We start from the raw sequence: 25,217 nt of genomic DNA, 5'->3' as shown, positions 1-25,217 counted from the left end.
GCCAGGGTGGGCAGCATGACCAGCAAAGCCATGTTCCATGGTCCCGGGCCACGGGGCTGGTTCATCGGTGCGGGACTCTCCATCCTCCTCTGGGCGTGGCCGACGTGGAACATCGTGTGGTCCGTGGACGAGCCGCTGGCCTGGAAAATGGCGGCGTCGGCGTCGTTGATCGTGTTCTTCGGGGCCTACGTCTTCCTGCCCCAGGTCAGTTGGCGCCTGGGCGTCCGCGCCGGCATCGTGTCCGTCTGCATCCTGCTGGCGCTGAACGGGCTGATGGTCCTCATTATCGGAAGGGAAGCCTTGTGGACCTGGACGTTCCTCGCCTGCGCCATCGCGATGACGTCCCTTCCGCCGCGCACCGATTTCTTCCTCATCGTCGCGTTGGCCCTCGTCTCCTTCGCCACGCAGTTGGTGACGGGCAACGGGGAGCAGGCCCTGCTCCAGGCCGGGATCATCCTGTCCCTCGGCCTCATGATGTCCGCTTTCGCCCGGCTGATCCGGCAGACAGCACGGCTCAGGGAAGCGCAGACTGAACTGGCCGACGCAGCCGTGGCGGCGGAGCGCAGCCGCGTGGCCCGGGACATGCACGACATCCTGGGGCATTCCCTGACGGTCATCGCCGTGAAGGCCGAGTTGGCAGGCAGGATGCTGGACACGGTCCCCGGCGACCACCCTGCCCGGGACCGGGCGGCCGCCGAGATCTCCGCGGTGGAGGACCTGGCCCGGGGTGCGCTCGCCGACGTCCGCGCCACGGTGGCCGGTTACCGCGGCGTCAACGTCCTGGCGGAACTCGCCGTCGCCCGGACGGCCTTGGAATCGGCCGGGATCGACGCGGAATTGCCGGGAACCGTGGAGCAGGTTCCGGCACGCCACCGGGAGCTCTTCGGCTGGGTTCTGCGCGAAGGCATCACCAACGTCGTGCGGCACTCCGGTGCCGCGCGCTGCCGCGTCCGGTTGACGGCGTCGAGCGTCCTGGTGGAGGACGACGGCGTGGGACCGGCCTCCGGGGGCCGCTCCGGGAACGGACTGGCCGGGATCCGCGAACGCGTCGGTGCCGCCGGGGGAACGGTAAGCATTGGCCCAAGTGACCTGGGAGGGTTCAGATTGGCGGTGGAGGTATGAGCATCCGATTGGTGATCGCAGATGACCAGGCACTCGTGCGCGGGGCACTGGCCGCTTTGCTGGGCCTGGAGCCGGATATCGAGGTGGTCGCCGAACTGGGCGACGGGACAGGCGTGGCGGCCGCCGTCGTCGAGCACTCCGCGGATGTGGCGATGCTCGACGTCGAGATGCCCGGTCACGACGGGATCAGCGCGGCAGCGGCCGTGCGGCGGGCCGCACCGTCGTGCCGCGTCCTCATGGTCACCACGTTCGGGCGGCCCGGCTACCTCAAGCGCGCCATGCAGGCCGGCGCCTCCGGATTCGTTGTCAAGGACACGCCGGCGCGGCAATTGGCCGAAGCGGTGCGCCGCGTCCATCAGGGGCTCAGGGTGGTGGACCCCGTGCTCGCCGCCGAATCCTTGACCGCGGGGGACAGCCCGTTGACCGAACGCGAGGGGGAGGTGCTCAAGGCAGCGTCCGACGGCGGCACGGTGGCCGATATCGCGAAGTCGGCGATGCTTTCCGAAGGGACCGTGCGGAACTACCTGTCCGCAGCGATGGCCAAGACCGGCGGGCGGACCCGTGCCGAGGCTGTGCGGATCGCCGAAGACAACGGCTGGCTGCTCTAGCAAGCGCCGCGAGAACGGACGGGCCAATCGATTTGCCCCGCTTTGAGACAATGGACGGGTGACTGTAGTAGCAACGCCCCCTTCGCCCAAGCTCGAACTGCCCCCGCTGCAGCTCGGCCGGATCACCGTGGACACCCCCGTGATCCTTGCGCCGATGGCCGGAATCACCAACTCGGCTTTCCGCCGGCTGTGCCGTGAATACGGTGGCGGCCTGTACGTCGCGGAGATGGTGACCTCCCGTGCCCTGGTCGAGCGCACCCCGGAATCGTTGCGCATCATCTCCCACGACGACGACGAAAAAGTCCGTTCCGTGCAGCTGTACGGCGTGGATCCTGTCACCGTGGGCCAGGCCGTGCGCATGCTCGTCGAAGAAGACCGGGCGGACCACATCGACCTCAACTTCGGCTGTCCCGTGCCCAAGGTCACCCGGCGCGGCGGCGGCTCCGCACTGCCCTGGAAGATCGACCTTTTCACCTCCATCGTCCAGACGGCCGTCAAGGAAGCGTCCAAGGGCGATATCCCGCTGACCATCAAGATGCGCAAGGGCATTGACGAGGACCACCTCACGTACCTCGACGCCGGACGCATCGCCCGCGATTCCGGTGTTGCCGCCGTCGCGCTCCACGGCCGCACGGCCGCGCAGTTCTACTCCGGCCAGGCCGACTGGTCCGCCATCGCGCGCTTGCGTGAGGCGCTCCCGGACATTCCCGTCCTGGGCAACGGCGATATCTGGTCCGCCGAAGACGCCGTCCGCATGGTGCGCGAAACCGGGATCGACGGCGTCGTGGTGGGCCGCGGCTGCCAGGGCCGCCCGTGGCTCTTCGGCGACCTCCAGGCCGCGTTTGAGGGAAGCGATCAGCGCCATCGTCCTGGGCTGCGCGAGGTGGCCGACGGCGTCTACCGCCATGCCGAGCTCATGATCGAAACCTTCGGCAACGACGAGTACAAGGCGCTGCGCGAGATCCGCAAGCACATGGCCTGGTACTTCAAGGGCTACGTCGTGGGCGGGGAACTGCGCGCCAAACTGGCCACCGTGCCGACCCTCGAGGTACTGCGCGAACTGCTGGACCAACTGGACATGGACTTGCCGTATCCGGGAACGGACTCGGAAGGCCCGCGCGGGCGTGCGGGTTCCCCCAAGAAGCCAGCGTTGCCCAAGGACTGGCTGCTCAGCCGCCAGATGGACGCGGACCAGACCCGCGATATCGCCGCAGCCGAACTCGACGTCTCAGGCGGCTAGAGCGCGGCCCGGGTCGGCGCGTGCACGCGCACGGCCCGAGTCGTGGAAAACTTGCTGCATAGGCACCGGCTGAAGAGACGCCGGCGCACGGCAAGCGGAGGAGGCAGATACCCATGGGAACTGAAGCGATGTCTGCAGCACGCCCGGCCGAAAACGCAACGGGCATTCCAGGCTATGTGGAAGCCGACTCGGCACGCTGGGTCCAGGAACCCCGCAAGAACACCTACCGCTCGGACTTCGAGAGGGACCGGGCAAGGGTGCTGCATTCGTCAGCACTCCGGCGGCTCGGGGCGAAGACCCAAGTGGTGGCACCGGACACCGACGACTTTGTCCGCACCCGCCTGACGCACAGCCTTGAAGTGGCCCAGGTGGGCCGCGAGTTGGGCCGCGCGCTCGGTTGCGATCCGGATGTTGTGGACACGGCGTGCCTGAGCCACGATCTTGGCCACCCGCCGTTCGGGCACAACGGGGAATCCGCGCTCAACGAGGTAGCCCACGGAATCGGCGGCTTCGAGGGCAACGCCCAGACCCTGCGCCTGCTGACCCGCCTTGAGCCCAAGGTCCTTGCCGCCGACGGCCGGCCCGCGGGCCTGAACCTGACCCGCGCCAGCCTTGACGCGGCCTCCAAGTACCCGTGGTCCGCCGTGGACGCCCCCGTCATCCACGGGCAGCGGAGCAGCAAATTCGGTGCCTATGAGGACGATCTGCCCGTGTTTGCGTGGCTTCGCGACGGCGCGCCGGGCAACCGCTCCTGCATCGAGGCCCAGGTGATGGACCTGGCCGACGACATCTCGTACTCCGTCCACGACGTCGAGGACGCCATCGTTGCTGGCCATTTCCAGCTGAAGTGGCTGGACAATCCGGACCACCGGGCCCGCGTGGTGGGGTACACCAAGCAGTGGTACTTGCCCCACAACGATCCCGCTGAAATCGACGCTGCGCTGGCCCGCCTCGAAGCCACCAGCGTGTGGGTGCGTGAGGCCGACGGCAGCCGGAAGTCGATGGCCGCGCTGAAGGACATGACCAGCCAGTTGATCGGCCGGTTCTGCCAAAGCGCCTTGGAGACCACGAGGGCGCACTTCGGCCCGGACCACCTCACCCGGTACGCCGCGGAACTCATGGTCCCTGAGGAAACTGTCACCGAGATCGCGGCCATGAAGGGACTTGCCACGACGTTCGTGATCTCCACTGACCATCGGCAACCCGTCTATGAGCGCCAGCGCGAAGTCCTGCACGCCCTCGTCGGCGTGCTGAACGCGAGCGGAGACCGGCATCTTGAACCGATGTTCGCCGCGGACTGGCGGGACGCGCCCGACGACGGCGCCCGTCTTCGCGTCGTCATCGACCAGGTGGCGTCGCTGACGGACGCTTCGGCGCTGGCGATGTACGAACGGCTTGTAGGCAGCCTGCCGTCGCTCTGGTAGGCCCCGGGCGACATCGATGGCGGCCCACGGTTGCCCGTGCGGAGCGACTAGGATGGTGACGTGGCTGGCCTGATCAAACGTGAAGATATCGACGAAGTACGCCAGCGCACCGATATCAAGGAAGTCGTGGACGGCTACGTCACCCTCAAGGGCGCCGGCCTGGGCACCTTCAAAGGTCTCTGTCCCTTCCATGACGAGCGCTCGCCGTCGTTCACAGTCCGTCCCCAAGTAGGCCGGTACCATTGCTTCGGCTGCGGCGAAGACGGCGATGCCATCTCCTTCGTCCAGAAGATGGATCACAGTTCCTTCCACGAGGCCGTGGAAAAGCTCGCTGCCCGGATCGGCTACGAGCTTCGCTATGAAGACGGCGGCACAGGTCCCAACCGCGAAGAGGTCGGCAAGCGCCAACGGCTGCTCGATGCCCACAAGATCGCTGACGAGTTCTTCCGTGCCCAACTTCTCACTGCGGGTGGCGCCGAGGGCCGAAACTTCCTCCACGGCCGCGGCTTCGATCGCACCGCGGCCGAACAGTTCGGCGTCGGCTACGCGCCGCAGGGTTGGGACTCCCTCCTGAAACACCTGCGCGGACGCGGATTCACGGATGCTGAGCTGAAGCTGACGGGAATGTTTTCCGAAGGCAACAGGGGCATCTACGACCGCTTCCGGGGCCGGCTCATCTGGCCCATCCGGGACATCGCCGGCGACACCATCGGCTTCGGTGCCCGCAAGCTCTACGAGGACGACCAGGGCCCGAAGTACCTGAACACTCCGGAGACCGTGCTCTACAAGAAGTCCCAGGTCCTTTACGGCATCGACCTCGCCAAACGGAACATCGCCAAGGACCGGCAACTGGTGGTGGTGGAGGGGTACACGGACGTCATGGCCTGCCACCTTGCCGGCGTCGGCACCGCCGTGGCCACGTGCGGTACGGCTTTCGGCACGGACCACATCAAGATCGCGCGCCGTTTGCTGTCCGACGACGGCACCGGGGGTGAGGTCATCTTCACCTTCGACGGCGACGCCGCCGGGCAGAAAGCGGCATTGCGCGCCTTTGAGGAGGACCAGCGTTTCGTCGCGCAGACCTATGTTGCCGTGGAACCGAGCGGAGCCGACCCCTGCGATTTGCGCCAGCTCAAGGGGGACGCGGCCGTCCGGGACCTGATCGGCACCCGCCGGCCCCTCTTCGAATTCGCCATCCGGGCCTCACTCAAACGCCACAACCTGGACACCGTGGAAGGCCGGGTGGCCGCCTTGCGGGAGTCCGCCCCGGTCGTGGCCCAGATCCGGGATTCCGGCATCCGTCCGGCCTATGTGCGGGAGTTGGCGGGCTGGCTCGGCATGCCCATCGAGGAAGTCAGCCGCGCAGTGGGCCTGGCCGCCAAACGTGCCGCCTCGGGCGCACCGGCAACGGGCACCGCGGGAACTGCGGGCACTCCAGGAACGCCGGGGCACGGGCAGGGCACAACGCCGGGCCAAGCCGGCCAACCGGCAGCAGCACCGCCGTCGGACGCCCACATCGCCTTCATGCGCCCGGATCCCCGCGATCCCATCGCCGCCATGGAGCGGCAGGCCCTTGAGGTGGTCATCCAGAACCCTGCCGTCCTTGGGGGCGAGGCTGCCCTTGGCGGCGGAGCCTGGGAACGGTTTGAGGCCTGCCACTTCGTCACTCCTGCCTACTCAGCTGTGCACACCGCCATCCGGGCTGCCGGGCTGGTCCACGCCGGGGACCCTGTGGCCTGGGTGGAAGGGATCCGGCAGGAGGTTCCGGAGCCGCTCCAGGGCCTGGTCTCCGAGCTTGCCGTGGTTCCATTGCCTGCCAGCACGCCCGAAGCGCTTCAGCGGTATTGCCGCGATATTTTGGCCCGGCTTTTCGAATTGCAGATCACCAGGGTCAAGGCGGACAAGATGGGCCAATTGCAGCGTCTGGACGCATCGGCCCAGCCGGAAGAGTTCCAACGCCTCAACCGGGAACTCATGCAGCTGGAAATGCAGCGCCGCGCCCTGCGCATGGACAGCTAGGGCCTTCCCGGCGCCGATTTCGTTTCCCGTCAGCCCTTTGTTAGGCTTGTACACGCTTCATTCCTCCGTAGCTCAATTGGCAGAGCATTCGACTGTTAATCGAAGGGTTACTGGTTCAAGTCCAGTCGGAGGAGCGCTACTCAAAAATCCCCGTCCTCAGCAGAGGGCGGGGATTTTTGGCGTCTATGTGTCGGACCGGGTCTTCCGCTCGTCCACTCAGGCTGCGGTGCGCGTACCCGGCCGGAAGGGCCGCCGACTCAGCCGAAAGGGGAGTACGTGCCGTCAGAGACGAGCTCGATTTTCCCGTCGGGCACGCTCATCACCGGTCCATGGCCCGGGAGGATCGTTTCGGCGCCCGACTCCCCGAGGATCCCTATGCTGGCCACGGTCTCCGCCGGGAGGTGATGGAAGACGGCGGGCAACAGCTGTGGCCCGCAGACCGGACTGACGGCGTGGCCTGTGACGAGCGCGTCCCCGGTGACCACGGCTTTGGCTGAAGGGATGAAGAAAGACGCGTGGCCGCTGGTGTGCCCTGCCGTGGCAATGATCCGGGGAGATCCCGGGAGCGCGTCCAGGGTGTCCTGGGTCATCGCAGCGACGCCCGGGACCGCGACGTCGGACAAGCCCCCGGATCGGACGGCGTGCAGGGCCCACGCGCCGACCCTGGGCCGGAGCATCCGCACACCGAGATCCTTGATGGTGACCTGCTCGAGGACCTCCCGGCGGATGTTCGGCAACTCCGCCTGGGACGCGAATACCGGAATGCCCATTGCGGATATTCTCGCCGCATTGCCGATGTGGTCAGAGTGGCCATGCGTCAGGAGAACTCCGGCGGCATTTTCCATGGCCAGTCCCAGGAAATTCATGCTCGATTGGAGCAGCGGCCAGTTCCCGGGATAGCCCGTGTCAATGAGGGTGAATTCTTCGCCCCGCGTGAGGATGGTCCAATTGACTGCCGGGCCTTGGACGAAAAAGACGTCCTCGGCAACTTCCTTCACGTTGTCCTCGGCTGACCAGTTCTTCGACATGCTTCCTTCTGTTCCTGTGCGTCACGGATGCGCCGTGGACGCACCTCGCGAGCCTCGTGCGCGGATCGTGAGCGCCTCGTGCGCGCCGGACCATCCTATCCTCGGTGAGGGCGTCGGCATGGCACCATCGAAGATACCCGGGAGGGGTATTTTGCCGTCCTTCCCGCAGTGCCCGGGGCTCGATTTCACTTGAGGCAAAACCTTTGCTAAAGTCATAACCGCTTCATTCCTCCGTAGCTCAATTGGCAGAGCATTCGACTGTTAATCGAAGGGTTACTGGTTCAAGTCCAGTCGGAGGAGCGCGAAAGGCCCCGCACCGGTTTTATTTGGTGCGGGGCCTGTTTTTTTGCGTCGTTTTGCCTGATTTTGGGCGATTATTCGAACGGGCAGAATTCCGCCGTCACGACTTCAGACGAAGTCCATCTCCACCTGGAGGAACCTTGCTGCTTCTGCCACGGCGGATTGGAAGGCGTCATCTTCGGTGGGCGGGGTCCGCGGTTCCCGCGGGTGCCATTCGTGGGCGGCGGAGTGGACTCGGGTGAATCCGCCCCCTGGGGGTGCGTAGAAGATTCCGAAGCGCTGGACAGGCCATTCGGGAGAGGTCTCGGGAGCCACGAGCAGGGCCGCGCCGTTGCTCGGATTGAACCATTGCGCAATCGGGCGGCGGCGGTCCTCCGTGAAGAGGCCGGCCGCATAGAGGGCTGCCGATTGCGGGCTGGTCACCGTGCATAGACGATCCCACCACAGCGGCAGGATGCCATCATCCTTGCGCTGCCATGGAGCTGGAATAGGCTGCAGTTCCTGCCAACGGGGCACAACTCAACTTTATCGCCGGGCCATGACCGGCAACAGGCCCCGCAGCAACGGAAGGCCTGCCTAGTCCTTTTTCCACGGCCCGGGATTGATCCGGTAGAGGAGTGCTGAACCGATCACCGCGCCCAGCAGGGCTCCGAACACAGGGTTTCCGGCCCCGCGGCCCAGCAGGAAGCCGACGACGGCGCCAAGCACCGCTCCGAGGAAAAGGCCCCTGCCGTTGCGGTGCGGTTTGCGCGTCATGACTTGAGCCTACTTCGCCTTGCGGACGGCCCGCCGTCGAACATCAGTGGATGGAGGGGACGGACCGCGGCCGCACGACGAGCCACAGCGCCGCCACGGCGCCTGCGAGACACACAGCCTGGACGGCACCCATGGGAATGGCTGAGCCGACTCCAAGCCAGCCGACCACGGGCGGGATGATTCCGGCCATCAGGAAGTTGGAGGCACCCAGCAGGGAAGCTGCCGTCCCGGCCTGTGCACCATGGTTGGCCAGGGCAATCACCTGGACGCAGGGGAACATGAATCCGGTGGCGAGGATGTAGAACCACAGCGGGACCATGACGCCCCATAGGCCGAAGTGGAGCAGGTCGAACACCACGATCAACACTGCCATCAACAGCATCCAGACTGTGGCAAAAGCCATGATCCATTGGGGTGCCACCCGTCGGATGACCCTGGAACTGATCTGGACGCCGGCGACGATGCCCAGCGAGTTGACACCAAAAAGCAGGCCGTATTCCTGAGGTGAGAAGTTGTAGACCTGTTGAAACAGGAAAGTGGACGCGGAAAGGTAGGCAAACAGGCCGCCGAAGTTGAACCCGCCTACGAGGAGCATCCCGACGAAAATCCGGTCGGCGAACACGGCCCTGTAGCGTTGGGCCGCCGTCGAGGTCGTCTGCCGGCGGAGCTCAGCGGGATATGTCTCCCGGATGAGGAACACTGCGGCAATGATTACCAGGAATCCGTAGCTCGCCAGGAAATAGAAGATCCCGGGCCATGGCACTACCAAAAGCAGTTGTGAACCGATAATCGGAGCCAGGATGGGCGCCAGGCCATTCACCAAGGACATACGGGAGAACATCCGTACCATCGCATAGCCCGCGAAGAGGTCCCTGACCATGGCCATGGCCACCACGCCACCGCCGGCGGCACCCACGCCCATCAGGACGCGGAACAGGGCAAGCGTGCTGATATCCGTGGACAGCGCTGCGCCGAGGGAAGACCCGATGTGCAGTGCGGTGGCCAGGATCAAGGGCATGCGGCGTCCGAACTTGTCGCTGAACGGACCCACCACCAATTGACCGATTGCGAAGCCCACCGTGGTGCCGGTCAGTGTGAGTTGGATCGCAGCGGCTGATACGTCGAAATGACGTTCGAGGGCGGGAAACGCCGGTAGATAGAGATCCACGGTAAATGGACCCAAGGCGGTCAATGCGCCAAGCAGCAGGATATAGAGGAGTTTTTCGCGTCGACTGAGGGAATCGCCCGGTACAGGGGGAGTGTTCACGATTATCAATCCTATGTGCCACAGATCATATTTATCAGCGATAGCGGGGCGCGCCGCAGGCCTGTCCCGGAAGTTGAGACTGAGGCTGAATGGTAGTTTTGTGGACAGGTGCGCGTGGGCGGTTGTCATCGTGTGCGTGCAGGAGCGGGTAGGAGCAAGAAGGAAGCAGTGAGGCGGGACCTATGAGTGGACGTCACAGCGGCCGGGCCGGCCAACGCCCGGGCATTTCGGCGTTGCCGAATACCCTGAAGCTTGCAGCCCGGCTCGCGCCGCGGCAGCTCAACGACGAAATCAGCTTGGCCAAGCTCGAGCTCAAGGGCAAGGGAAAGCACCTGGGAGTCGCCGGCGCGTTCGTTGGCGTTGCGCTGGTCTTTTTGTCCTTGCTTGTCATCGCCCTGGTGGTGGCGGCAATCTTGGGCCTGGCCACCGTCATGCCCCCGTGGCTGGCTGCGCTTGTTGTTGCGGCGGCGTTCCTTGTGATCATTCTCATCGGAGCCCTTGTCGCCTTCCGTGCGTTCAAGGCGGCCATGCCGTTGGTACCCGAAAAGACCATCCGGGGCATCAAGCACGATCTCGGCATAGTCAAGGAGGGTACGTCGTTCGACGCGAGCGTCCTTGACCCGTCGTCGGAGGCATACAAGGCGGCGGAAGCAGCGAAAGCCGCTGCGGCAGAGAAGGCCAAGGCCGAAAAGGCCGCCAAGGAAGAAGCACGCAAAGCCGAGCAGCCCCCCGCCCCGAGCGAAGCCGAGCTGCTCCGCCGTCTGGAGCAGCGCCGCGAACATCTCGCCGACGTTCGCGATCAGCTCGGCGTCGAGCTCGACGTCAAGACCCAGGGAAAGGTCCTCCTCGACGTTGCCGGGCACAAGTTCGACGACGGACGCCGGTTCGCTGCCGACAAGTTCACGGATTTCAGTGAGAAGGTTCCGGCCGGCTTGCCGGAACGGCTCGCCGCGCGCTGGAAGGAGCTATTGCTCTTCGCCGCTTCCGCCACGGTGGCCGCAGTAGGTCTACGGAAGCTGTTCAAGTAATCGGGACGGCAATCACCAGCGTCAGCTGCGGACCACGGAAAGGGGGACAGGTGAAGTTCATCGGTGCAGGCGCACGCCGGGGCCAGCCACAGATCGACCATGATCTCATCTTCACCGTCCCCAATTTCCTGACTGTCTTGCGCTTCATGGGCGTCCCGCTGTTCGTGTGGCTGGTGCTCTGGCAAAGGGAATACGGTTTCGCTGTCCTGGTTCTTGCCATCATGGGCGGTACCGACTGGGTGGATGGCTACGTCGCACGGCGTTTCAACCAGACTTCCAAACTAGGCCGCATCCTCGATCCCGTCGCGGACCGCCTGGCACTCATCACGGTCGCTGTCACGCTCGCCATCGCCGGGGTGGTGGATTGGTGGTACCTGGCCGCCCTGGTGGTGCCCGACGTCGTCCTGGCCACAGCCTCGTTGTTCTATTTTCATAGCCACCCCGACCTCCCGGTGAGCCGGATCGGGAAGATCCGCACCGCGTTCCTGCTCCTGGGCACACCCCTCCTGGTCCTCTCCAAGCTCGCGGTTCCCTTCGCCGGTGTCTATTTCGTGATCGCCTGGATCTGCCTGGGCTTGGGTCTGGCAGGACACTGGGTGGCGGCCTACAACTATTTCTGGGCAATCCTCCGCAAGGGCAAAGAACTCAAAGCCCACGACGGCGGTCGCAACTGATGGTTTGGCTGGCAGTCCTTCTTGCCGTGCTCGGCGCGTTCTGCCTTGCCATTGGCGCTCAGCGGCAGGGCAGCGCAGTCAAAGCCGATACTGGTGGCCTCGCCTTGAGTTCCCATGGTTTCCTGAGGCTCCTCCGAAATCCGCGCTGGATGTTCGGCCTGCTGCTCCTGGCCTTGGGCATGGGCATGAACGCCATTGCGTTGGTGTCGGCACCCTTGACGGTGGTCCAGCCCATCGGCGCCATCGCCTTGGTCATCACCACGGTGGTCAACGCGAAGGACCAGGGACTCAGCATCAACCGCGGCACCGTGGTGGCGATCTCTGCCTGCGTGACCGGCTCGGCAATGTTCGTCCTGTTGGCCGTCAACGCCACCCAGGAGAACCATCACGTCAGCGGCGAGGACGAAATAACCATCGTGCTGCTGTTGACCCTCGCCGTCGGGCTCTTTGGAACCTTGGCCGTCATGTTCCGGCACCGCTTGAGTGCTTTCGTGTACATCCTGGGAGCCGGGGTGTTGTTCGGGTTCGTCGCCGTCCTGACGCGCATCATCGGCCGGCACCTGCTGGACCCCAACGGGCACTTTCTGTTGAACGTGCAGTGGTACACCGTGGTCGCCATTGCCGCGGCAGGCGGCCTCGGCTCCTGGTTCGTGCAGAGTGCCTATTCGGGCGGGCCGCCGGATTTGGTGATCGCTGGGTTGACCGTGGTGGACCCCATTGTCGGAATTGCCATTGGGATCGCAATTTTGGGTGAGCTTCGTCCCGATGTCCACGCCGTGCTTGCAATCGGCATGGCTGTGGCCGCTTCCCTTGCTATCGTGGGGGTTATTGCCCTGAGCCGGCACCATCCCGAGGTCACCAAGCGAAAACGTGACGCGAAGGCGGCAGCAAGCCGGAAGGCCTAGGGCAAAAGTTCGACAACCGTGCCCCGCACACCCGCGGCAGGCAACCGGCGAAGACACCGCAGGGCCAGGCGTTTTGCGATGTTCGCACCGTGACCATCAGGAGTTCTCCACGTGACCGTTCCCGAAACCAACAAACCACTCACCATCCTGATTGCGGCGGAAACCTACCGCCCGCAGGTCAACGGTGCTGCTCAGTTCGGGTACCGGCTTGCCAAAGGAATGAAGGCGCGGGGGCACAACGTCCATGTGCTGGCTTGCCGGGCTGACAACGGCAAGAGCTTTACCGAGTTCGGCGATGAGGGCACGGTCCATCGCTTGAAGTCCCACGGCGTCTTTACGCACGAGTACTTCCGCATCTGCTACCCCTGGGAAATCAAAAACGACATACGGCTGCTCTTCGACAAGGTCCAGCCCGACGTCGTTCACATCCAAAGCCATTACATGATCGGCGAGCACGTTCTCTACGAGGCGAAGAAGCGGGGCATCCGGATCATCGCCACCAACCACTTCATGCCCGAAAACCTTAATCCGTTCCTGCCGTTCCCGCAGTGGTTCAAGGACATCATCGGGCGCGTCTCGTGGAAGGACATGGGCAAGGTCATGGGCCAGGCCGACGTCGTCACCACTCCCACGCCGCTTGCTGCGAAGGCCATGCACCAGCACGCTTTCCTCCGCAAGGTCCTGCCCTTGTCCAACGGTATCGACGCGGCCGCTTATGAACTTGGGCCGGGCGAAGAGATCGAGCGGAATCCCGACCCCACCGTTCTCTTCGTCGGCCGCCTTGCCGAGGAAAAGCATGTGGACGTCCTGATCGACGCGGTCGCCAAAACACCCGCCGAACTCAATGTGCATCTTGAGATCGTCGGCGGCGGCGAAGTCCGTCCCGCATTGGAGGCCCAAGCCAAGCGCCTGGGCATGAGCGATCGGGTCAAGTTCCTGGGGCTCGCAAGCGATGAGGAACTCAGGAAGGCATACCTTCGCGCTGATCTGTTCTGCATGCCCGGAACCGCCGAACTGCAGTCCCTCGTGACGCTCGAGGCGATGTCGGCGTCGACGCCGGTTCTTCTCGCCGATGCGATGGCCCTGCCGCACCTTGTGCGCGACGGCGAAAACGGACACCTGTTCACGCCAGGGGACAGCAACGAGTTGGCAGCCAGGATCACAGAGCTTTTCCGTTTGCCGGCCGGCGAACTCGAAGCCATGGGCAAGGCGAGCCGCGCCATGGTGGAACCGCACAGCATCCAAGGCACTCTACAGACGTTCGAGGACCTCTACCGCGGAGCGGGCTACGAGGACAAGGTCATCTAGCCACGCGGATCGGCTTGACCCCAGCTTGGCGTCGGGAGCCGAATAGTTTTGCTAGAGTGTTTTGGCCGGGAGGACGCTGACAAGGCGGCCCCTGGCCGACTCGGGGCTATAGCTCAGCTGGTTAGAGCGCGGGACTCATAATCCTAAGGTCCTCGGTTCAAGTCCGAGTAGCCCTACCGAAAAGAGCCCCTGACCTGCGGAAACGTGGGGAAGGGGCACTCTCGTTTTTGCGTTCTGAGGTGGCGATCCACCGGAAACCCACCGGAACCGTTTTTAGTTGCCGAACGCCTCGATCAGCGAGGTGTTATCCGGCGCCTCATGTGTCTTCTGGACGTAGTGCTTCCTCGTCATGTTTTCGCTCGAGTGGATTTCACGGACGAGGACGAGGACCTCGCGGTCGCCGAGAAGCTGGGCCCGGTCCTGGTCTGCGCGCTCGGACACAAGGGCGCCGTCAACGGCATCCTTGTACTGGCCCGCGCCGAAGGCGCAGCAAGCTGGAGCGGGCTTTGAACCGATAGTGCAGTGGAGCGGGCCGGTCGATGGTGCCAAGCCGATCTTCGACCGAGGGAACGAGTGCATCGTGGTGAACGTTTCAGTGTCGTCAGAGTGACGAGTTTCAACGACCGTAAGGAATGAGAACCAACAAGTGGCAACCGACTATGACGAAGTCCGTTCCGACGTCAAGGAATCCCAAGACCGCTCCCTGGAGGCTCTGCAGTCCGCCGCCGCCCCGGATGCCCGCAGCGTCGTCAACGAACTCGACGAAGCTGATGCCCTCGATGAGGGCCTCACGCCAGGCGGAGAATTTATCTCCGAAGAGCTGGTCGTCCAAGTAGTTCCTCAAGCGGAAGACGAGTTCACCTGCTACTCCTGTTTCCTGGTTCGGCACCGGTCCCAACTCGCTCGTGAAAGCGACGGACACGCATACTGCATCGAGTGCGAGGGATAAGACAGTCCCCTTTAAGGCCTGCGTGTGGTTGTGCTTGGGGGCACGCTCAGCTTTCCCAGCAAACCTCAAGGCGGCCCGGGGAAGATCTTCGTGGAGCTTCGGTCAACCGCTATTTGACCGGGGCTTCGCCCGTTCCGGGAGCCGGTCGCTGGCGAAATACCGTCCTTCGTGGGTGCTTGGCACTTTGCCCTCCGCCATCTCGGTAGTCCAGAGCGCTTTTGACCACGGGAGTATCCTTACGGACTCAGGAGCCGGGGTTCTTGCGGAGGTACTCCCGCAGCCCAGGAATGGCGTAGTCAACCTTTCCGTGCCCGGTTGATTCGATGAGTCCTGCATCGATGAGGCGGTTCCTGTATTTCGCAACCAGGGTTGGTCGGGACCCGGTTCGGTGAATGATGTCCGCGGTCGTCGACGGCCCGTCATCGGTGGACATTGCATGGAGGAATTCGCGGTCCTTGGCTGAGGCGGTTGCGAGGGCTGCTTCGATGACAACGCGTTCGTTGCGCCGGATGCCGGCGGCGATCGCTCTGTCGACTGCGTCGGGGGAGAGCGGGCCGTTTTCCTTCTCAGCTTCACGCCAGAGGAAGTAGCCGATGAGTTGGATCAGGAAGGGGTAGCCGCCCGTGGCAGCTGCTGCCTTCTGGATCTGTTCCGGCGGGATACTGGTGCCAGCGGCGGCGAACGTGCCGGTGTAGGACTTCTCGACGTCGCGCACGGCCGGGGCATGCAAGTCGATTTTGTCGGCCCTTCGAAGGAATGTCGCTACACCTTCGTTCAGCAGGTCTGATACCGCTGAGGGCAATCCCGCGAAGATCAACGCGATGGGCAGCCGATCCTGGATGAAGTGCTGAACGTTGGCAGCAAGTTGGGCAAGCTCGGCGCGGTCAGCTGCGTGAATCTCATCCACCGTGATCAGCAGGCCCGTGCCATGTTCGTTCAGGAGCGCCAGCAGAGCTTCTCCCAGTTCCCGCCAGTCGACCTGGCGTTCGGGTGTCAGCTGCGAGGTGATGCTGAAGCCGGCGATCGATAATCCTGTGATGCGGCGGCGCGATTCGGGCTGGTCGGCCAGTTCCTGAGTCAACCTACGCATTTTCTCCCCAATGCGGCCCATGAACGCAATGGTGGCAGTCTCGGCGATGACGGCCCACCCGTGTTCGCGGGCAACGTCGTGGGCTGCGCCGAGCATGACGGTCTTGCCGATGCCTCGGGCGCCGGTGAAGATGGACAGCAAGCCTGGCGCGCCCGAGCCAAGTTCCAACCCGTACTCGAATTCGTCCAGAAGCCCGGAACGGCCGATGACTTCGGGTGGTGTGGCGCCGGCCGTGGGTCGAAACGGGTTCTCCGTCGTGGGCACGCTACTTCCTCCAAGAAACAAGTGAATCGGGGTGAATTTGGTTAATTTGGTGAGTATGGTGAGTTTGGTGAATAACCAACATGCTAGCCCATTTGATCTTCCTTGGGTGTTGATGCGCGGCACACTCGATCCGTTCCTTGGCGCAGAGAATCGGCATGCCGGCTCTCCTCTTCACACGCGGCAGGAGGGATGTAGCGCGTGGGCCGCTGCCCGGCGTCAGCGGAGCCGCCCAACGGCCAACCAACTTGTGGACATGGCCAAAACACGGGGGAGGCATCAGTCACCTGAATTGACGGGGCGGAAGGTCCTCAGAGCCCGCACCCCAGCTGGACGTCAGGTGCAACCAGGGTTCAGTCGCAGTTCCGCACCCCAGAAGAGAAGTCCGGCGAGGTGGCGAGGTCATTCTCTTCTCACTGCTCGAGGGGCAGTTCTAACTGAGGAGTTGGACGAGGAAAGACTCTTAGCCCTGGCAGTGATCTTGCTGCCGTCGGCCGACGGCGGGGACGACGCCATCAAGAAGCACAATACGTTCGGAATTTTTGTGGGCTATGAGATTGATGTGACTGACCTGAGCGGGGAAGATATGGAGCTTGACGAGACTGAAGCCGAGTTGAAAAGCGCGCGACAGACGCGATCGCGGCCCAGCGCGAAGTGATTGGAAACGAGATCACGAAGCGCGGCACAGATGACAAACGAGCGGGGATCCAAAAGATCCGCTTCGAGCACGCAGCACAGCCTGACGGATGGCCGTGGTGAACGTCAACAGACCAAGTACGCAACCGGCTAAGGGGTGCTCGACCACGGGTGGCACGTCCCTGCTGCTTCTTCTGGCCCGTACCGAGGATCCACTGCCTTGCCTGCGAATCTCTTATTGCTTCCTTCCGGCGGCCAGGTTCTGAGGATCTCGAATGGCTGCCATCGGTTCTCGTATCTTCTTTCCGATCCCGAGATGTATCAGGATCACGGTGTGGTCGGTGCTTAGGAATGGGGTGTCGTTGATGGGAGAATAGCCCATGTTTTATTCAAATGTTGCCGAGTTTGTCAGCGACAATCTGGCCACAACCTATCGCAGGAAGTTCATTGTCGGCGGCGGTGTGATTTGGTGCCCGCAATGGTGGAAGCATGCCGAAGCAATCAGTCGTTTGGACGCATTGTGGCGTGCGTGGGAATTCTTGCGCCTCGACGAAACCACAGGCATGAGCGTGTGGTGGCGCGACCACGCGGACCATCACATGTCGGTGCTGCTCTCGGTTGACGGCCCGTTCAAGGGGTGCAGCCCGGACGGCGGCCATCTTGCCGAGCTCGATCCCCTGCCGTGCGAGGAACCCCTGCCCGGATGGTTTTGATGCCCGGCTATGGCCCGGGACGGGTTGATCGAGCCTGCCGGACGCCGCTGTAATGGGCGTCTGGAAGTACGTCGCTGAGGTTTGGGCCGTTTCCAGATCGCGGACACGGTCCTGCAGACTCAGCCACTCTTGCTGACTATGTGATTTTGGGGAAGAACGCCATTAATCCATGAGCGCAGGGCTGCTGCCGGTGCGGCCCCGGCACGGCGTGCGAGGACCTTTCCGCCGATCAGGATCATGAGCGTGGGCACCGCCTGAATGCCGAAACGCCAAGCAAGATGGGGGGAGTTGTCCACGTCGACTTTGACGAGTTTCACCCTTCCGGCCCGTTCCCGCGCCAATTGATCGAGCACCGGGCTGACTGTCCGGCACGGGCCGCACCACACAGCCCAGAAGTCGACAAGTACCGGAAGAGTTGCCCCCTCGGCGACTTCGGCGAAGTCGCCGTCGCTGGCGGCAACGATCCAAGGCAACAGCTGATGGCAGTGCCCGCATCGCGGCAGGCCGCTGGCGCTGGATGGAACCCTGTTTGACTTTGCGCAGTGCGGGCAGACGGTGATGTTTTCTGTCATTCCTGCCGGCTTTCAGACGGCGGGCCGGCCGGAGCAACGAGGTCAGTATTGGCATGGGACCTTTCCCGATGCTGTGCTCCCGCTTCACGCGCGCAATGCTCGCAGCAATAGATTCCTTCGTCGGTCTCGACGCCGTGTCCCAACAACCGGCAGCCACAATGTTCACACGCCGGTGCCATCATCTGGATGGCACATTCGAAGCTGTCGAACGTGCCCTTTTGGTCAGCCCTGGTGACCGTGAAAGTCCTCGGATCGTCGTTTCCGCAAACGTCGCATCGTGCCATCGTGGTGTCCTTTCATTGTGACCGTGGAACCGGCTCCGGCATTAGGTCCGAAAAGAGGCCCATGCCCAGTATCTGCCGTGACCCATCCGTGCTGTAGGGGCGAAAGGCCCCGACGATGAGCCATTGTTGGGGTTGACGGGTCAGAGTAATTCGCCAGGCGGTAGGTTTCGCCGCGGCGGAAGCTGACCAGGACGGTCAGGACCGGAAAACCCTTGATTACCAAGACACCGATGGCGCCAGGGCGGCCACGGACATCCATGTTTGGCATTCGACTCCGGCCGGGCAAGTCCCTGATGTGGGGCGGCGAATGTCGGCTTGCGGGGGCTCAGGAGTTGGACGTTGAACGGTAGTACTAGGGGAAGCCCCACCAGCAATGCTGAAGGGGCTTCGACTGTTTTGATTCTGTTATGACGAACATCATCTCCCGAACTTGCGGAGTCCTGGTGCTTCCTGCCTCGTCACCGGCAGGCCAAGGTGGATCAGATCCACTGTGTGTTCCAGGGTTCCCCTGTTGTCCGTTCCCGCTCTTCTTTCGAAGAACGTACTAACAGTGTTACGCCTGATTTTCTGGTGACGCAAGAGCCAAATTTCCCAGTGTCGGCGTCCTTTATGAACGGTCGCTTGAGCCCCGCGGCTAATGTCGCTCCGGGACCGCCCTACAGTCTTACGCGCAGAACCTGCAGGTACCTTCGCGATCTCGCTAAGAGAAGGCTCGGACATTCTCATGTCCTGAACAACCCGGCGTCATCTGATGGTTACCTGCAGGCGCTCTTAGTGTACGACCGGGCCGGCCACTCCAACAGGGCCAAGGTCCCCCTGACGGGCGGACTGTTCTCGTGGGCGACGCCTGTGGAGCCGTGTCGCTTCTGGCTGGCCAAGGCGGCTCGCTCGCTATCGCCGGTGCCGCGCTGCTGCGGGACATCCTGGGACCGGTGGCCTCGCGCAGGCGGCTCGGCCCGGCCCTGGCGGAATTCGAGCGGCGCTGGCGGCCTGTGGTGGAGGCGGCCGGGAGGCGCGCCGTCTCGTCGTTCCAGATCTGCTGTTCCGTTCCCTTGAAAGGAACGCGATGTTCCCCAGAAGGAAAAGCAGCAAGGCAACGCACCACCAGCCGTTGTAGGGCGATCGGGTGCGGCTCGAGGAAAAGCAGAACAGAATCAGCAGGCTCAGAGTCACCACCCCAGGAGCGACCCGCAGGGTTGTTACATCGAGGACCAAGTATGGCGCCGGGGCCATGCAGCCCGGGTTCACGATGCCCGAGTCGTGGATGGAGGCGAGGGCGCATGCCGACAGGGTCCGGAGACGGGTTGTCCGGCAGACCACACCGGTGGTTTAGGGACTCACCGGTGTGGTCTGCCGGACCAGGTGTGGCCTTATCGGAACCGCATCGCCATGGCGGCTGCTGCCGCTTATGGAGCGATCCATGCCTGTGCCGGGCCTGTCGTTATTGTGGGTTGTTTTCCAGGGTGTGCAGGACGTATTCGAGCTGTTCGGCGGTGAACGTTCCGGGGTGGCGGACGAGCAGTGTTCCGTCCGGGGCGATGATGGCGGTGAACGGCAGGCCTGATATTTGGTAGGCCCCGGCGGTGGTTCCGTTGGTGTCGACCAGCAGCGGGTAGGTGGTGCCGCTGCGTGCGGCCAGGTCCGTTGCCTGGCCGGCTGGGTCTGCGACGTCGATGCCCAGGAATGCTGTGGAGGATCCCAGGTCCTGGTGGGCTTGTTGGAGATCGGGCATTTCCTGCGTGCAGGCGGTGCAGGTGCTGGCCCAGAAATTGACGACCGTGTATTTGCCTTTCGTTCCGTCAAGGGAGGTCCGGGTTCCTGTCTTGCCCAGCCCCGGCAGGGTGAAGCCGGGGGCGGCTTGCCCCAGTTCGGCGGGTTTCGCCGCGGCGGCACTGGAGGAGGCAGGCCCGCCGACCGTGGCACCGGGACGTCCTGGAACGAGGTCCACGGCCATTTGGGCCATGCCGTGGGCGAAGAGGGCCGTGTTCGCGGATTCGGTGCCGAATTGCCCGATCGCCGCTTCCTTGCCTGCGGGATTGATGAAGAACAGTTCGGATCCGTGGACAACGTCGCGGGTCTGCGGGTCGACGCCTATCGGTACGTGGTATTTCGCGGCCACGGCCGTGAGTTGATCGGGAGTTCCGGTGCCGAAGACCCAGTTGGGCTCGGAGGCGAGTCCATGGTCCTCGGTCCAGGCCTTGACGTCCCCGACCGCCGGATGCGCAGTGTTGGCGTTCACGGAGAGGAAGACGACGTCGGCCGCGGCAGCGCCCAAGTCGCGGTTGGCCTCGGTGACGTCCTGGGCCAGGAGAGTGCACAGGTCCTGGCATTGGTCGTCGTTGAAGGAGAGCACGACGGACTTTCCACGGTAGTGGGATAGGCTGACCGGCTTGCCGTCCTGGCCGGTGAGGGTGAAATCCGGGGCGTTATCCAGCGGGGCGTGCAGAACGTCCAGCTGCAGGAGTTGGGCCGTGGCGGCGGCGATGCCCGGTTCGACCGTCACGGAGGCCGGGGTGGCCGCCGTCGTGCCTGGCTTGGACGGGGCCACCAGGAAGATTCCGGCAACGGACGCGGCGATGGCGAGGCCGGCAATGGCCCAGATAGCGGCTGCGATCAGCCGGCGCCTGTTCGTGGCTGGATCGGTGGATGGCGGGGCGGTTCTCATGGGCCGGTGTTCCCTTTCTCCTGTTCGGACGCGGTCGTTGGTGCTGCAGGTGGATGCTGCGGCGCTGGTTGATGGTGCGGCTCGGTGAGGAGCCGGCGGATGATCAAGGCGATCGGGCCGAGCACGAGGACGCCCAGCACCAGCGCGGACAGGGCCGGTGCCGCGCCGATGAGGGAGGCAAGCCAGCCGGAAGCTCCTTGAACGGAAGCCGTGACGGTCGAGGCCCCCACCGGGTCTACTAGGTCGGTCAGCCAGTAATAGGCCAGATAGGCGCCCGAGAGGGTCAAAGTGATTCCCGAGATCAGCCCAAGCCAGCGTCCGGCGGCCACGATGCGCCGCACTGCGGCGGCGCCAAGGGCCATCGCGACGACGGCGGCGGCGGTGACGAACAAGGCCATGCCTAGCGCGTAGGCAAGGTAGCTCCGGAGTCCGCCGAAGAAGCCCTGGCCGGTGAATGACCCGGCGACCGCGGCCAGGAACAGCGGCAGCGAGCAGCTCAGGGACCCGGTCGCGTATGCCACCCCGTAAAGGGCCATGGCCAGAATCGACCTTCCGGCGCGCATCCGCGGGGCGGGAAGGCGCAGGACCGGTGGGTGGCCGAACAGGGTGGACACTCCGGCGACGGCCATCAGCAGGCCCACTGCGGCCATGATCGGAGGCAGCCAGCCTGTCGCGAGCCGAGCCCCGGCTTCGAAGAGGAGCCCGAGCACGCCGAAGACCGCCACGAATCCGGCGCTGACACTGGCTCCGGTGAGCAGGGCCCGGGCCGTCCCGGATCCCAGGCGGCCGGGACGGTTGGCGGAAAACAGGACGAGGTAGGCGGGAAGCATGGGAAAACCGCAGGGGTTCACGGCCGCGACGAGCCCGAGCGTGAATGCGTACAGGACCGCTCCTGCGCCGGTGCCGGAAGGAGTCATGTCAGCGCCGGCCCCCGTTGCGGGTCTCCAGTGAGAGGAGGTAGGCGTTGTAGTCGGCAAGTTCGGTGTCGCCTTCACGGGACGCACGTCTCTCTGCGACCCCGGTGGTGCGTTGGTCCGATTTTTGCCATTTCACCACGAGCACCCCGAGGACAAGGAGGGTGGGAAGTTCGGTGAATCCCCAGGCGATGCCGCCGCCGGCGGCCTGGTCAGCCAGCGGAGACACGTGCCAGCCGGGCATCGGCATCGCGTAGAACTTCACCAGCAGGGTCGTGGACATCATGACCACAACCCCGAAAAAGGCGTGGAAGGGTGCGGTAGCGGCCAGTTCGAGCACGGGCAGTACCGGGCCGGCCTTGGCGCGCAGCCCGCCCCGGGATTTCCGCGGGGAGGGGTCGGCGCCGATGATCCCCCAGAAGTAAATGAATCCGATGAGAAGGAAGTGGACGAGCATCAGGCTGTGCCCCCACCAGGTGCCCATCAGGTAGTCGAAGACGGGTGTGAAATACAGCCCGTACAGGCTCGTGATGAACAGGGCGAACGTCACGGCCGGATGCATCAGGACGGCGGCGGCCCGGCTGTGCAGGACCCGCAGAACGATCCTGCGGACACGGCCGCGCCGCCCCGGCCCTGCCGGCAAGGCCCTGAGCAGCAGGGTCACCGGGGCCCCGAGCACCAGGAAGACAGGGGCGAGCATATTCAGGACCATGTGCTGGACCATATGGATACTGAAGAGCTCCATCCCGTAGCCCTCGATCCCGGTGGCGGTGACGAGCAGTACGGTCGCCGTCCCCAGAAGCCACCAGATGATCCGCGCAGGCGGCCAGCGGACACCCCGGCGGCGGAGAACGAGGACACAGCAGCCGTAGAGCACCAGCAGGACCAGGATGAACAACGGCAGAAAGGGGACGGGCTGGGGGTGCCAGGCCAGCACGCGTTCCAGCGTGGGCGGCTGGTCCGGCATCCACATAGGCCCGGTCATCGCTGTTCCCGGATCCCCGGCACCGGGGTCCGGCATGGCGGCCGGCAGCGCCACGCCTAGATCCCCAGGATGAGGGTCTCGTCCGCGGAGGGCTCCCCGGCGGCACGGGCGAAAACCTCAAAACCTGCACGGACCGCGTCCAGGTCCGGCCCGGAGAGATCCTGAAGGACCAAGGAGATCTCGCGCCGGCGCGCATCCGTGACTTCGGCGTAGACCCTTTCGCCTTTCTCGGTCAGGGAAATGATCACCTCGCGGCGGCTGTCGGGGCTGGCCGCGCGGGCGATCAGACCGCCGGCGACCATCCTGTCGGCGAAACGGCTGAAGCTTGACTGCTTCGCACCTACATGCTGGGCCAGTTCACCCATGCGCAGCGGACCGAAGTTCGACAGGATCACCAGGACCCGGAACTGGGGCAACGTTACTGTGTCCATCACCGGCGCCAGGGACCGGGCGATCACCCCCAGCAGCGCCCGGGAGGCTGTCAACGTGCTCTCAAGGGCGGCATCGTTCGAATGCCCGGTCCGTGCATCACCGGATGGTCCGACGGCGGTGGTGGTATTCTTCATACTTGTCATAGTACATATGTTGTGTCACGTAATGAATCGGAGTTTCCTTTGACCGCGCAGCCCGCTCATTCCAATCGCTGGTTCCTGCCCGGCCGGGCGGCTGTGTTCCGGAGGACATTGGCGGGCTCCTCCTACCAGCTGGTGGCCATGGCTGTCGTGGTGGGTGCCGGTGCCGGGTTCGCGGCTGTCGGGTTCCGCTGGCTGATCACCGCGGCGACTCTGTTCTTCAGCGGCACCACCGACTACTCGGCCGCTCCGGGTGGCAGTGCCCATCCGTGGGTTCCGTGGCTGGGAGGCGCCTTCGTCGTCCTGGCCCCGGCGGCCGGGGGCCTGTTGTACGGGCCGCTGGTGAAGCGCTTCGCCCCGGAGGCCCGGGGCCACGGCGTCCCGGAGGTCATGTATGCGGTCAGCCAGCACGGGGGCCGCATCAAGGGCAGGGTCGCCGTCGTCAAGGCGCTGGCTTCGGCGATCTGCATCGGTTCCGGAGGATCCGTGGGCAGGGAGGGGCCGATCGTGCAGATCGGTTCGGCCCTGGGGTCCTGGCCTGCCCAGACTCTCAGGCTGCCCGAATCCAGGGTCCGGACCCTGGTGGCCTGCGGAGCCGCCGGCGGGATCGCGGCCACGTTCAACGCCCCCATCGCTGGGGTGTTCTTCGCCCTGGAGCTGCTGCTGGCCGATTTTGCCGCCGGCGCGTTCGGCGCCGTGGTCCTGGCCTCGGTCACCGCATCGATCATCGGCCGGACCTTCCTGGGGAACCAGGCGTTCCTCCAATTGCCTGCCTTCAGCGTCTCCTCGGGGGTCGAGTATCCGCTCTTCATCCTGCTGGGCCTGCTGGCGGCCGTTACCGGCATCGGCTTCACCCGGATCCTGTACAAGATCGAGGACCTGTGCGACTGGGCCTGGCGCGGCCCGGAGTGGCTGCGCCCGGTCGTGGGCGGTTTGCTGCTGGGGTCGCTGTTGCTGGTGCTGCCGCAGATGTACGGGGTGGGCTACCCGGTTCTCCAGGCCGGGGTAGCAGGCAGCTACGCGGTCGGTTTTCTGCTGCTCCTGCTCGTGGGCAAGATCGTCGCTACCAGCCTGACCATCGGTATCGGCGGCTCCGGGGGCGTGTTCGCCCCGTCGTTGTTCATCGGAGCCATGCTTGGCGCCGCGTTCGGCGAGGTTGCCGGTTTCCTGGATCCGGCCCTGCACGGACAGGTGGGAGCCTTCGCCCTGGTCGGCATGGGTGCCGTGTTCGCCGGCGCCGCCCGGGCACCGATCACGGCGGTGCTCATCATGTTCGAACTGACCGGCGAATATTCCATCATCCTGCCCCTGATGCTGGCCATCGTGGTCGCCTCCGGAGTGTCCAGGGCCCTGTCCAGGGACACCATCTACACCCTCAAGCTGCGCCGCCGCGGGATCGACCTCGAACGGCACCCCGGCACCGAGCTGCTGCGCAGCATGAACGTAGGAGCCATCATGGACACCCGGCTGCAGCCGCTGCCTTCGGACATGGCCGTCACTGAAGGAGCACGAAGGCTGCTCGACGGGGGACACCTGGCCTTGCCGGTCACGGACCGGGAAGGATTATTGAAGGGAATAGTGACCGTGCACTCCCTCTCCGAAGTCCTCAACAACGACGAGGACGCGGAGCAGATCCTCCTTTCGGACATCGCCGAAATGCCCGCTACCGTCCTGCCCGGCGCGAGCCTTGAATCCGTTCTCGACACCCTGCTGGACTCGTCGGCCAGCGCAGGAACCCCGGTAACTGATGACGACGGCATCCTCCGGGGCTGGCTGGACCAGACCTCGGTCCTGCGTATCCTCTCAGGTCCCGGCGCGACCGGATCCACCTTTCCCGGAAAATAGTCGTCTTATCGCCGAGTCGGCCTACGGTGCTGTGCCGCGGATAATCGCGTTT

At 64.5% G+C, this 25,217-nt stretch carries 24 protein-coding genes and 3 tRNA genes; 16 read left to right on the top strand and 11 right to left on the bottom strand.

All coding sequences use genetic code 11. The features are described 5' to 3' along the window. Positions 1-15 precede the first annotated feature (15 nt). The 6 genes from BMF89_RS04040 (at position 16) to BMF89_RS04015 (ending at position 6,547) form a co-directional block, all read left to right on the top strand. The gene (locus BMF89_RS04040) at positions 16-1,122 is read left to right on the top strand and encodes a sensor histidine kinase (protein WP_139359531.1); all 1,107 of its coding nucleotides are present in this window, start codon (positions 16-18) and stop codon (positions 1,120-1,122) included. After that, a complete protein-coding gene (locus BMF89_RS04035) occupies positions 1,119-1,730 on the top strand; it encodes a response regulator transcription factor (protein ID WP_078105786.1) in 612 nt (203 codons plus the stop codon). The genes BMF89_RS04040 and BMF89_RS04035 overlap by 4 nt, the downstream gene beginning before the upstream one ends. A gap of 58 nt (positions 1,731-1,788) precedes the next feature. Continuing rightward, on the top strand, positions 1,789-2,970 hold the full coding sequence (gene dusB / locus BMF89_RS04030) for a tRNA dihydrouridine synthase DusB (protein ID WP_078105785.1): 1,182 nt from the start codon (positions 1,789-1,791) through the stop codon (positions 2,968-2,970). Between the two features lie 128 nt (positions 2,971-3,098). Continuing rightward, positions 3,099-4,394, top strand: coding sequence for a deoxyguanosinetriphosphate triphosphohydrolase (locus BMF89_RS04025; RefSeq protein ID WP_078105846.1), 1,296 nt, complete (start codon positions 3,099-3,101; stop codon positions 4,392-4,394). 60 nt (positions 4,395-4,454) lie between these two features. Continuing rightward, positions 4,455-6,413: a DNA primase gene (dnaG, locus tag BMF89_RS04020; RefSeq protein WP_078105784.1), complete on the top strand. Its 1,959-nt coding sequence runs from the start codon at positions 4,455-4,457 to the stop codon at positions 6,411-6,413. 61 nt (positions 6,414-6,474) lie between these two features. Next, positions 6,475-6,547: transfer RNA gene (locus BMF89_RS04015), tRNA-Asn, on the top strand. 123 nt (positions 6,548-6,670) lie between these two features. On the opposite strand, the gene BMF89_RS04010 is transcribed toward BMF89_RS04015, so the two are convergent. Next, positions 6,671-7,441: an MBL fold metallo-hydrolase gene (locus BMF89_RS04010; RefSeq protein WP_078105783.1), complete on the bottom strand. Its 771-nt coding sequence runs from the start codon at positions 7,439-7,441 to the stop codon at positions 6,671-6,673. Between the two features lie 227 nt (positions 7,442-7,668). Between BMF89_RS04010 and BMF89_RS04005 the strand changes: the two genes are divergently transcribed. Continuing rightward, positions 7,669-7,741: transfer RNA gene (locus BMF89_RS04005), tRNA-Asn, on the top strand. A 108-nt stretch (positions 7,742-7,849) separates the two neighbouring features. Here the strand turns inward: BMF89_RS04005 and BMF89_RS04000 are convergent. From BMF89_RS04000 to BMF89_RS03990, 3 genes are read right to left on the bottom strand one after another with little or no spacing between them, the layout of a single operon-like run. Beyond that, on the bottom strand, positions 7,850-8,257 hold the full coding sequence (locus BMF89_RS04000) for a hypothetical protein (protein ID WP_078105782.1): 408 nt from the start codon (positions 8,255-8,257) through the stop codon (positions 7,850-7,852). 60 nt (positions 8,258-8,317) lie between these two features. Further along, positions 8,318-8,497, bottom strand: coding sequence for a glycine zipper domain-containing protein (locus tag BMF89_RS03995; RefSeq protein WP_078105781.1), 180 nt, complete (start codon positions 8,495-8,497; stop codon positions 8,318-8,320). A gap of 43 nt (positions 8,498-8,540) precedes the next feature. Continuing rightward, positions 8,541-9,770, bottom strand: a complete 1,230-nt coding sequence (locus BMF89_RS03990; protein ID WP_078105845.1) for a multidrug effflux MFS transporter — start codon at positions 9,768-9,770, stop codon at positions 8,541-8,543. A gap of 176 nt (positions 9,771-9,946) precedes the next feature. Here BMF89_RS03990 and BMF89_RS03985 point away from each other — a divergent pair, with 176 nt between their 5' ends. The 5 genes from BMF89_RS03985 to BMF89_RS03965 all read left to right on the top strand — a co-directional run bounded on the left by BMF89_RS03985 (position 9,947) and on the right by BMF89_RS03965 (position 13,855). Further along, positions 9,947-10,792: a phage holin family protein gene (locus tag BMF89_RS03985; RefSeq protein WP_078105780.1), complete on the top strand. Its 846-nt coding sequence runs from the start codon at positions 9,947-9,949 to the stop codon at positions 10,790-10,792. Positions 10,793-10,842: 50 nt separating this feature from the next. After that, positions 10,843-11,466, top strand: coding sequence for a CDP-alcohol phosphatidyltransferase family protein (locus tag BMF89_RS03980; protein WP_078105779.1), 624 nt, complete (start codon positions 10,843-10,845; stop codon positions 11,464-11,466). Further along, positions 11,466-12,371 (top strand): DMT family transporter, encoded by a 906-nt coding sequence (locus BMF89_RS03975; protein ID WP_078105778.1) that lies wholly within the window; start codon positions 11,466-11,468, stop codon positions 12,369-12,371. The genes BMF89_RS03980 and BMF89_RS03975 overlap by 1 nt, the downstream gene beginning before the upstream one ends. 111 nt (positions 12,372-12,482) lie before the next feature. Next, on the top strand, positions 12,483-13,679 hold the full coding sequence (locus tag BMF89_RS03970) for a glycosyltransferase (RefSeq protein ID WP_078105777.1): 1,197 nt from the start codon (positions 12,483-12,485) through the stop codon (positions 13,677-13,679). A 102-nt stretch (positions 13,680-13,781) separates the two neighbouring features. Beyond that, positions 13,782-13,855, top strand: a tRNA-Ile gene (locus BMF89_RS03965). A 97-nt stretch (positions 13,856-13,952) separates the two neighbouring features. Here the strand turns inward: BMF89_RS03965 and BMF89_RS03960 are convergent. Further along, entirely contained in the window at positions 13,953-14,258 is a 306-nt protein-coding gene (locus BMF89_RS03960) for a hypothetical protein (protein WP_078105776.1), read from the bottom strand. A 67-nt stretch (positions 14,259-14,325) separates the two neighbouring features. Between BMF89_RS03960 and BMF89_RS03955 the strand changes: the two genes are divergently transcribed. After that, positions 14,326-14,628 carry a DUF4193 domain-containing protein gene (locus BMF89_RS03955; protein ID WP_078105775.1) on the top strand — a complete coding sequence of 101 codons (303 nt, stop codon included), beginning with the start codon at positions 14,326-14,328 and terminating at the stop codon, positions 14,626-14,628. 244 nt (positions 14,629-14,872) lie between these two features. Here BMF89_RS03955 and BMF89_RS03950 read toward each other — a convergent pair whose 3' ends face one another. Continuing rightward, positions 14,873-15,982, bottom strand: coding sequence for an ATP-binding protein (locus tag BMF89_RS03950; protein ID WP_078105774.1), 1,110 nt, complete (start codon positions 15,980-15,982; stop codon positions 14,873-14,875). A gap of 442 nt (positions 15,983-16,424) precedes the next feature. Here BMF89_RS03950 and BMF89_RS03945 point away from each other — a divergent pair, with 442 nt between their 5' ends. Together BMF89_RS03945 and BMF89_RS03940 are read left to right on the top strand one after the other, a co-directional pair. Then, entirely contained in the window at positions 16,425-16,637 is a 213-nt protein-coding gene (locus BMF89_RS03945) for a hypothetical protein (RefSeq protein ID WP_078105773.1), read from the top strand. Positions 16,638-16,995: 358 nt separating this feature from the next. Continuing rightward, positions 16,996-17,328 carry a DUF4913 domain-containing protein gene (locus tag BMF89_RS03940; RefSeq protein WP_078105772.1) on the top strand — a complete coding sequence of 111 codons (333 nt, stop codon included), beginning with the start codon at positions 16,996-16,998 and terminating at the stop codon, positions 17,326-17,328. Between the two features lie 119 nt (positions 17,329-17,447). Here the strand turns inward: BMF89_RS03940 and trxA are convergent, their stop codons facing one another. From trxA to BMF89_RS03905, 5 genes are all read right to left on the bottom strand, one after another. Then, positions 17,448-17,900: a thioredoxin gene (trxA, locus tag BMF89_RS03935; protein ID WP_078105771.1), complete on the bottom strand. Its 453-nt coding sequence runs from the start codon at positions 17,898-17,900 to the stop codon at positions 17,448-17,450. Positions 17,901-19,625: 1,725 nt separating this feature from the next. Beyond that, positions 19,626-20,849 carry a redoxin domain-containing protein gene (locus BMF89_RS03920; protein WP_078105769.1) on the bottom strand — a complete coding sequence of 408 codons (1,224 nt, stop codon included), beginning with the start codon at positions 20,847-20,849 and terminating at the stop codon, positions 19,626-19,628. Then, positions 20,846-21,766 (bottom strand): cytochrome c biogenesis protein CcdA, encoded by a 921-nt coding sequence (locus BMF89_RS03915; protein ID WP_078105768.1) that lies wholly within the window; start codon positions 21,764-21,766, stop codon positions 20,846-20,848. Before BMF89_RS03915 ends, BMF89_RS03920 begins: the two co-directional genes overlap by 4 nt. A 1-nt stretch (position 21,767) precedes the next feature. After that, a complete protein-coding gene (locus BMF89_RS03910; protein ID WP_216353784.1) occupies positions 21,768-22,802 on the bottom strand; it encodes a cytochrome c oxidase assembly protein in 1,035 nt (344 codons plus the stop codon). 2 nt (positions 22,803-22,804) lie between these two features. Continuing rightward, positions 22,805-23,314: a MarR family transcriptional regulator gene (locus tag BMF89_RS03905; RefSeq protein ID WP_171983390.1), complete on the bottom strand. Its 510-nt coding sequence runs from the start codon at positions 23,312-23,314 to the stop codon at positions 22,805-22,807. A gap of 48 nt (positions 23,315-23,362) precedes the next feature. Between BMF89_RS03905 and BMF89_RS03900 the strand changes: the two genes are divergently transcribed. Beyond that, positions 23,363-25,165, top strand: a complete 1,803-nt coding sequence (locus BMF89_RS03900; RefSeq protein WP_216353783.1) for a chloride channel protein — start codon at positions 23,363-23,365, stop codon at positions 25,163-25,165. Positions 25,166-25,217: the final 52 nt, after the last annotated feature.

Origin of the sequence: Arthrobacter sp. SRS-W-1-2016 (assembly GCF_002009585.1) — a bacterium.
Lineage (GTDB): Bacteria > Actinomycetota > Actinomycetes > Actinomycetales > Micrococcaceae > Arthrobacter > Arthrobacter bambusae_A.
Note: the sequence above shows the minus strand (reverse complement) of the source record. Positions and strands in the feature narration are given on the sequence as shown.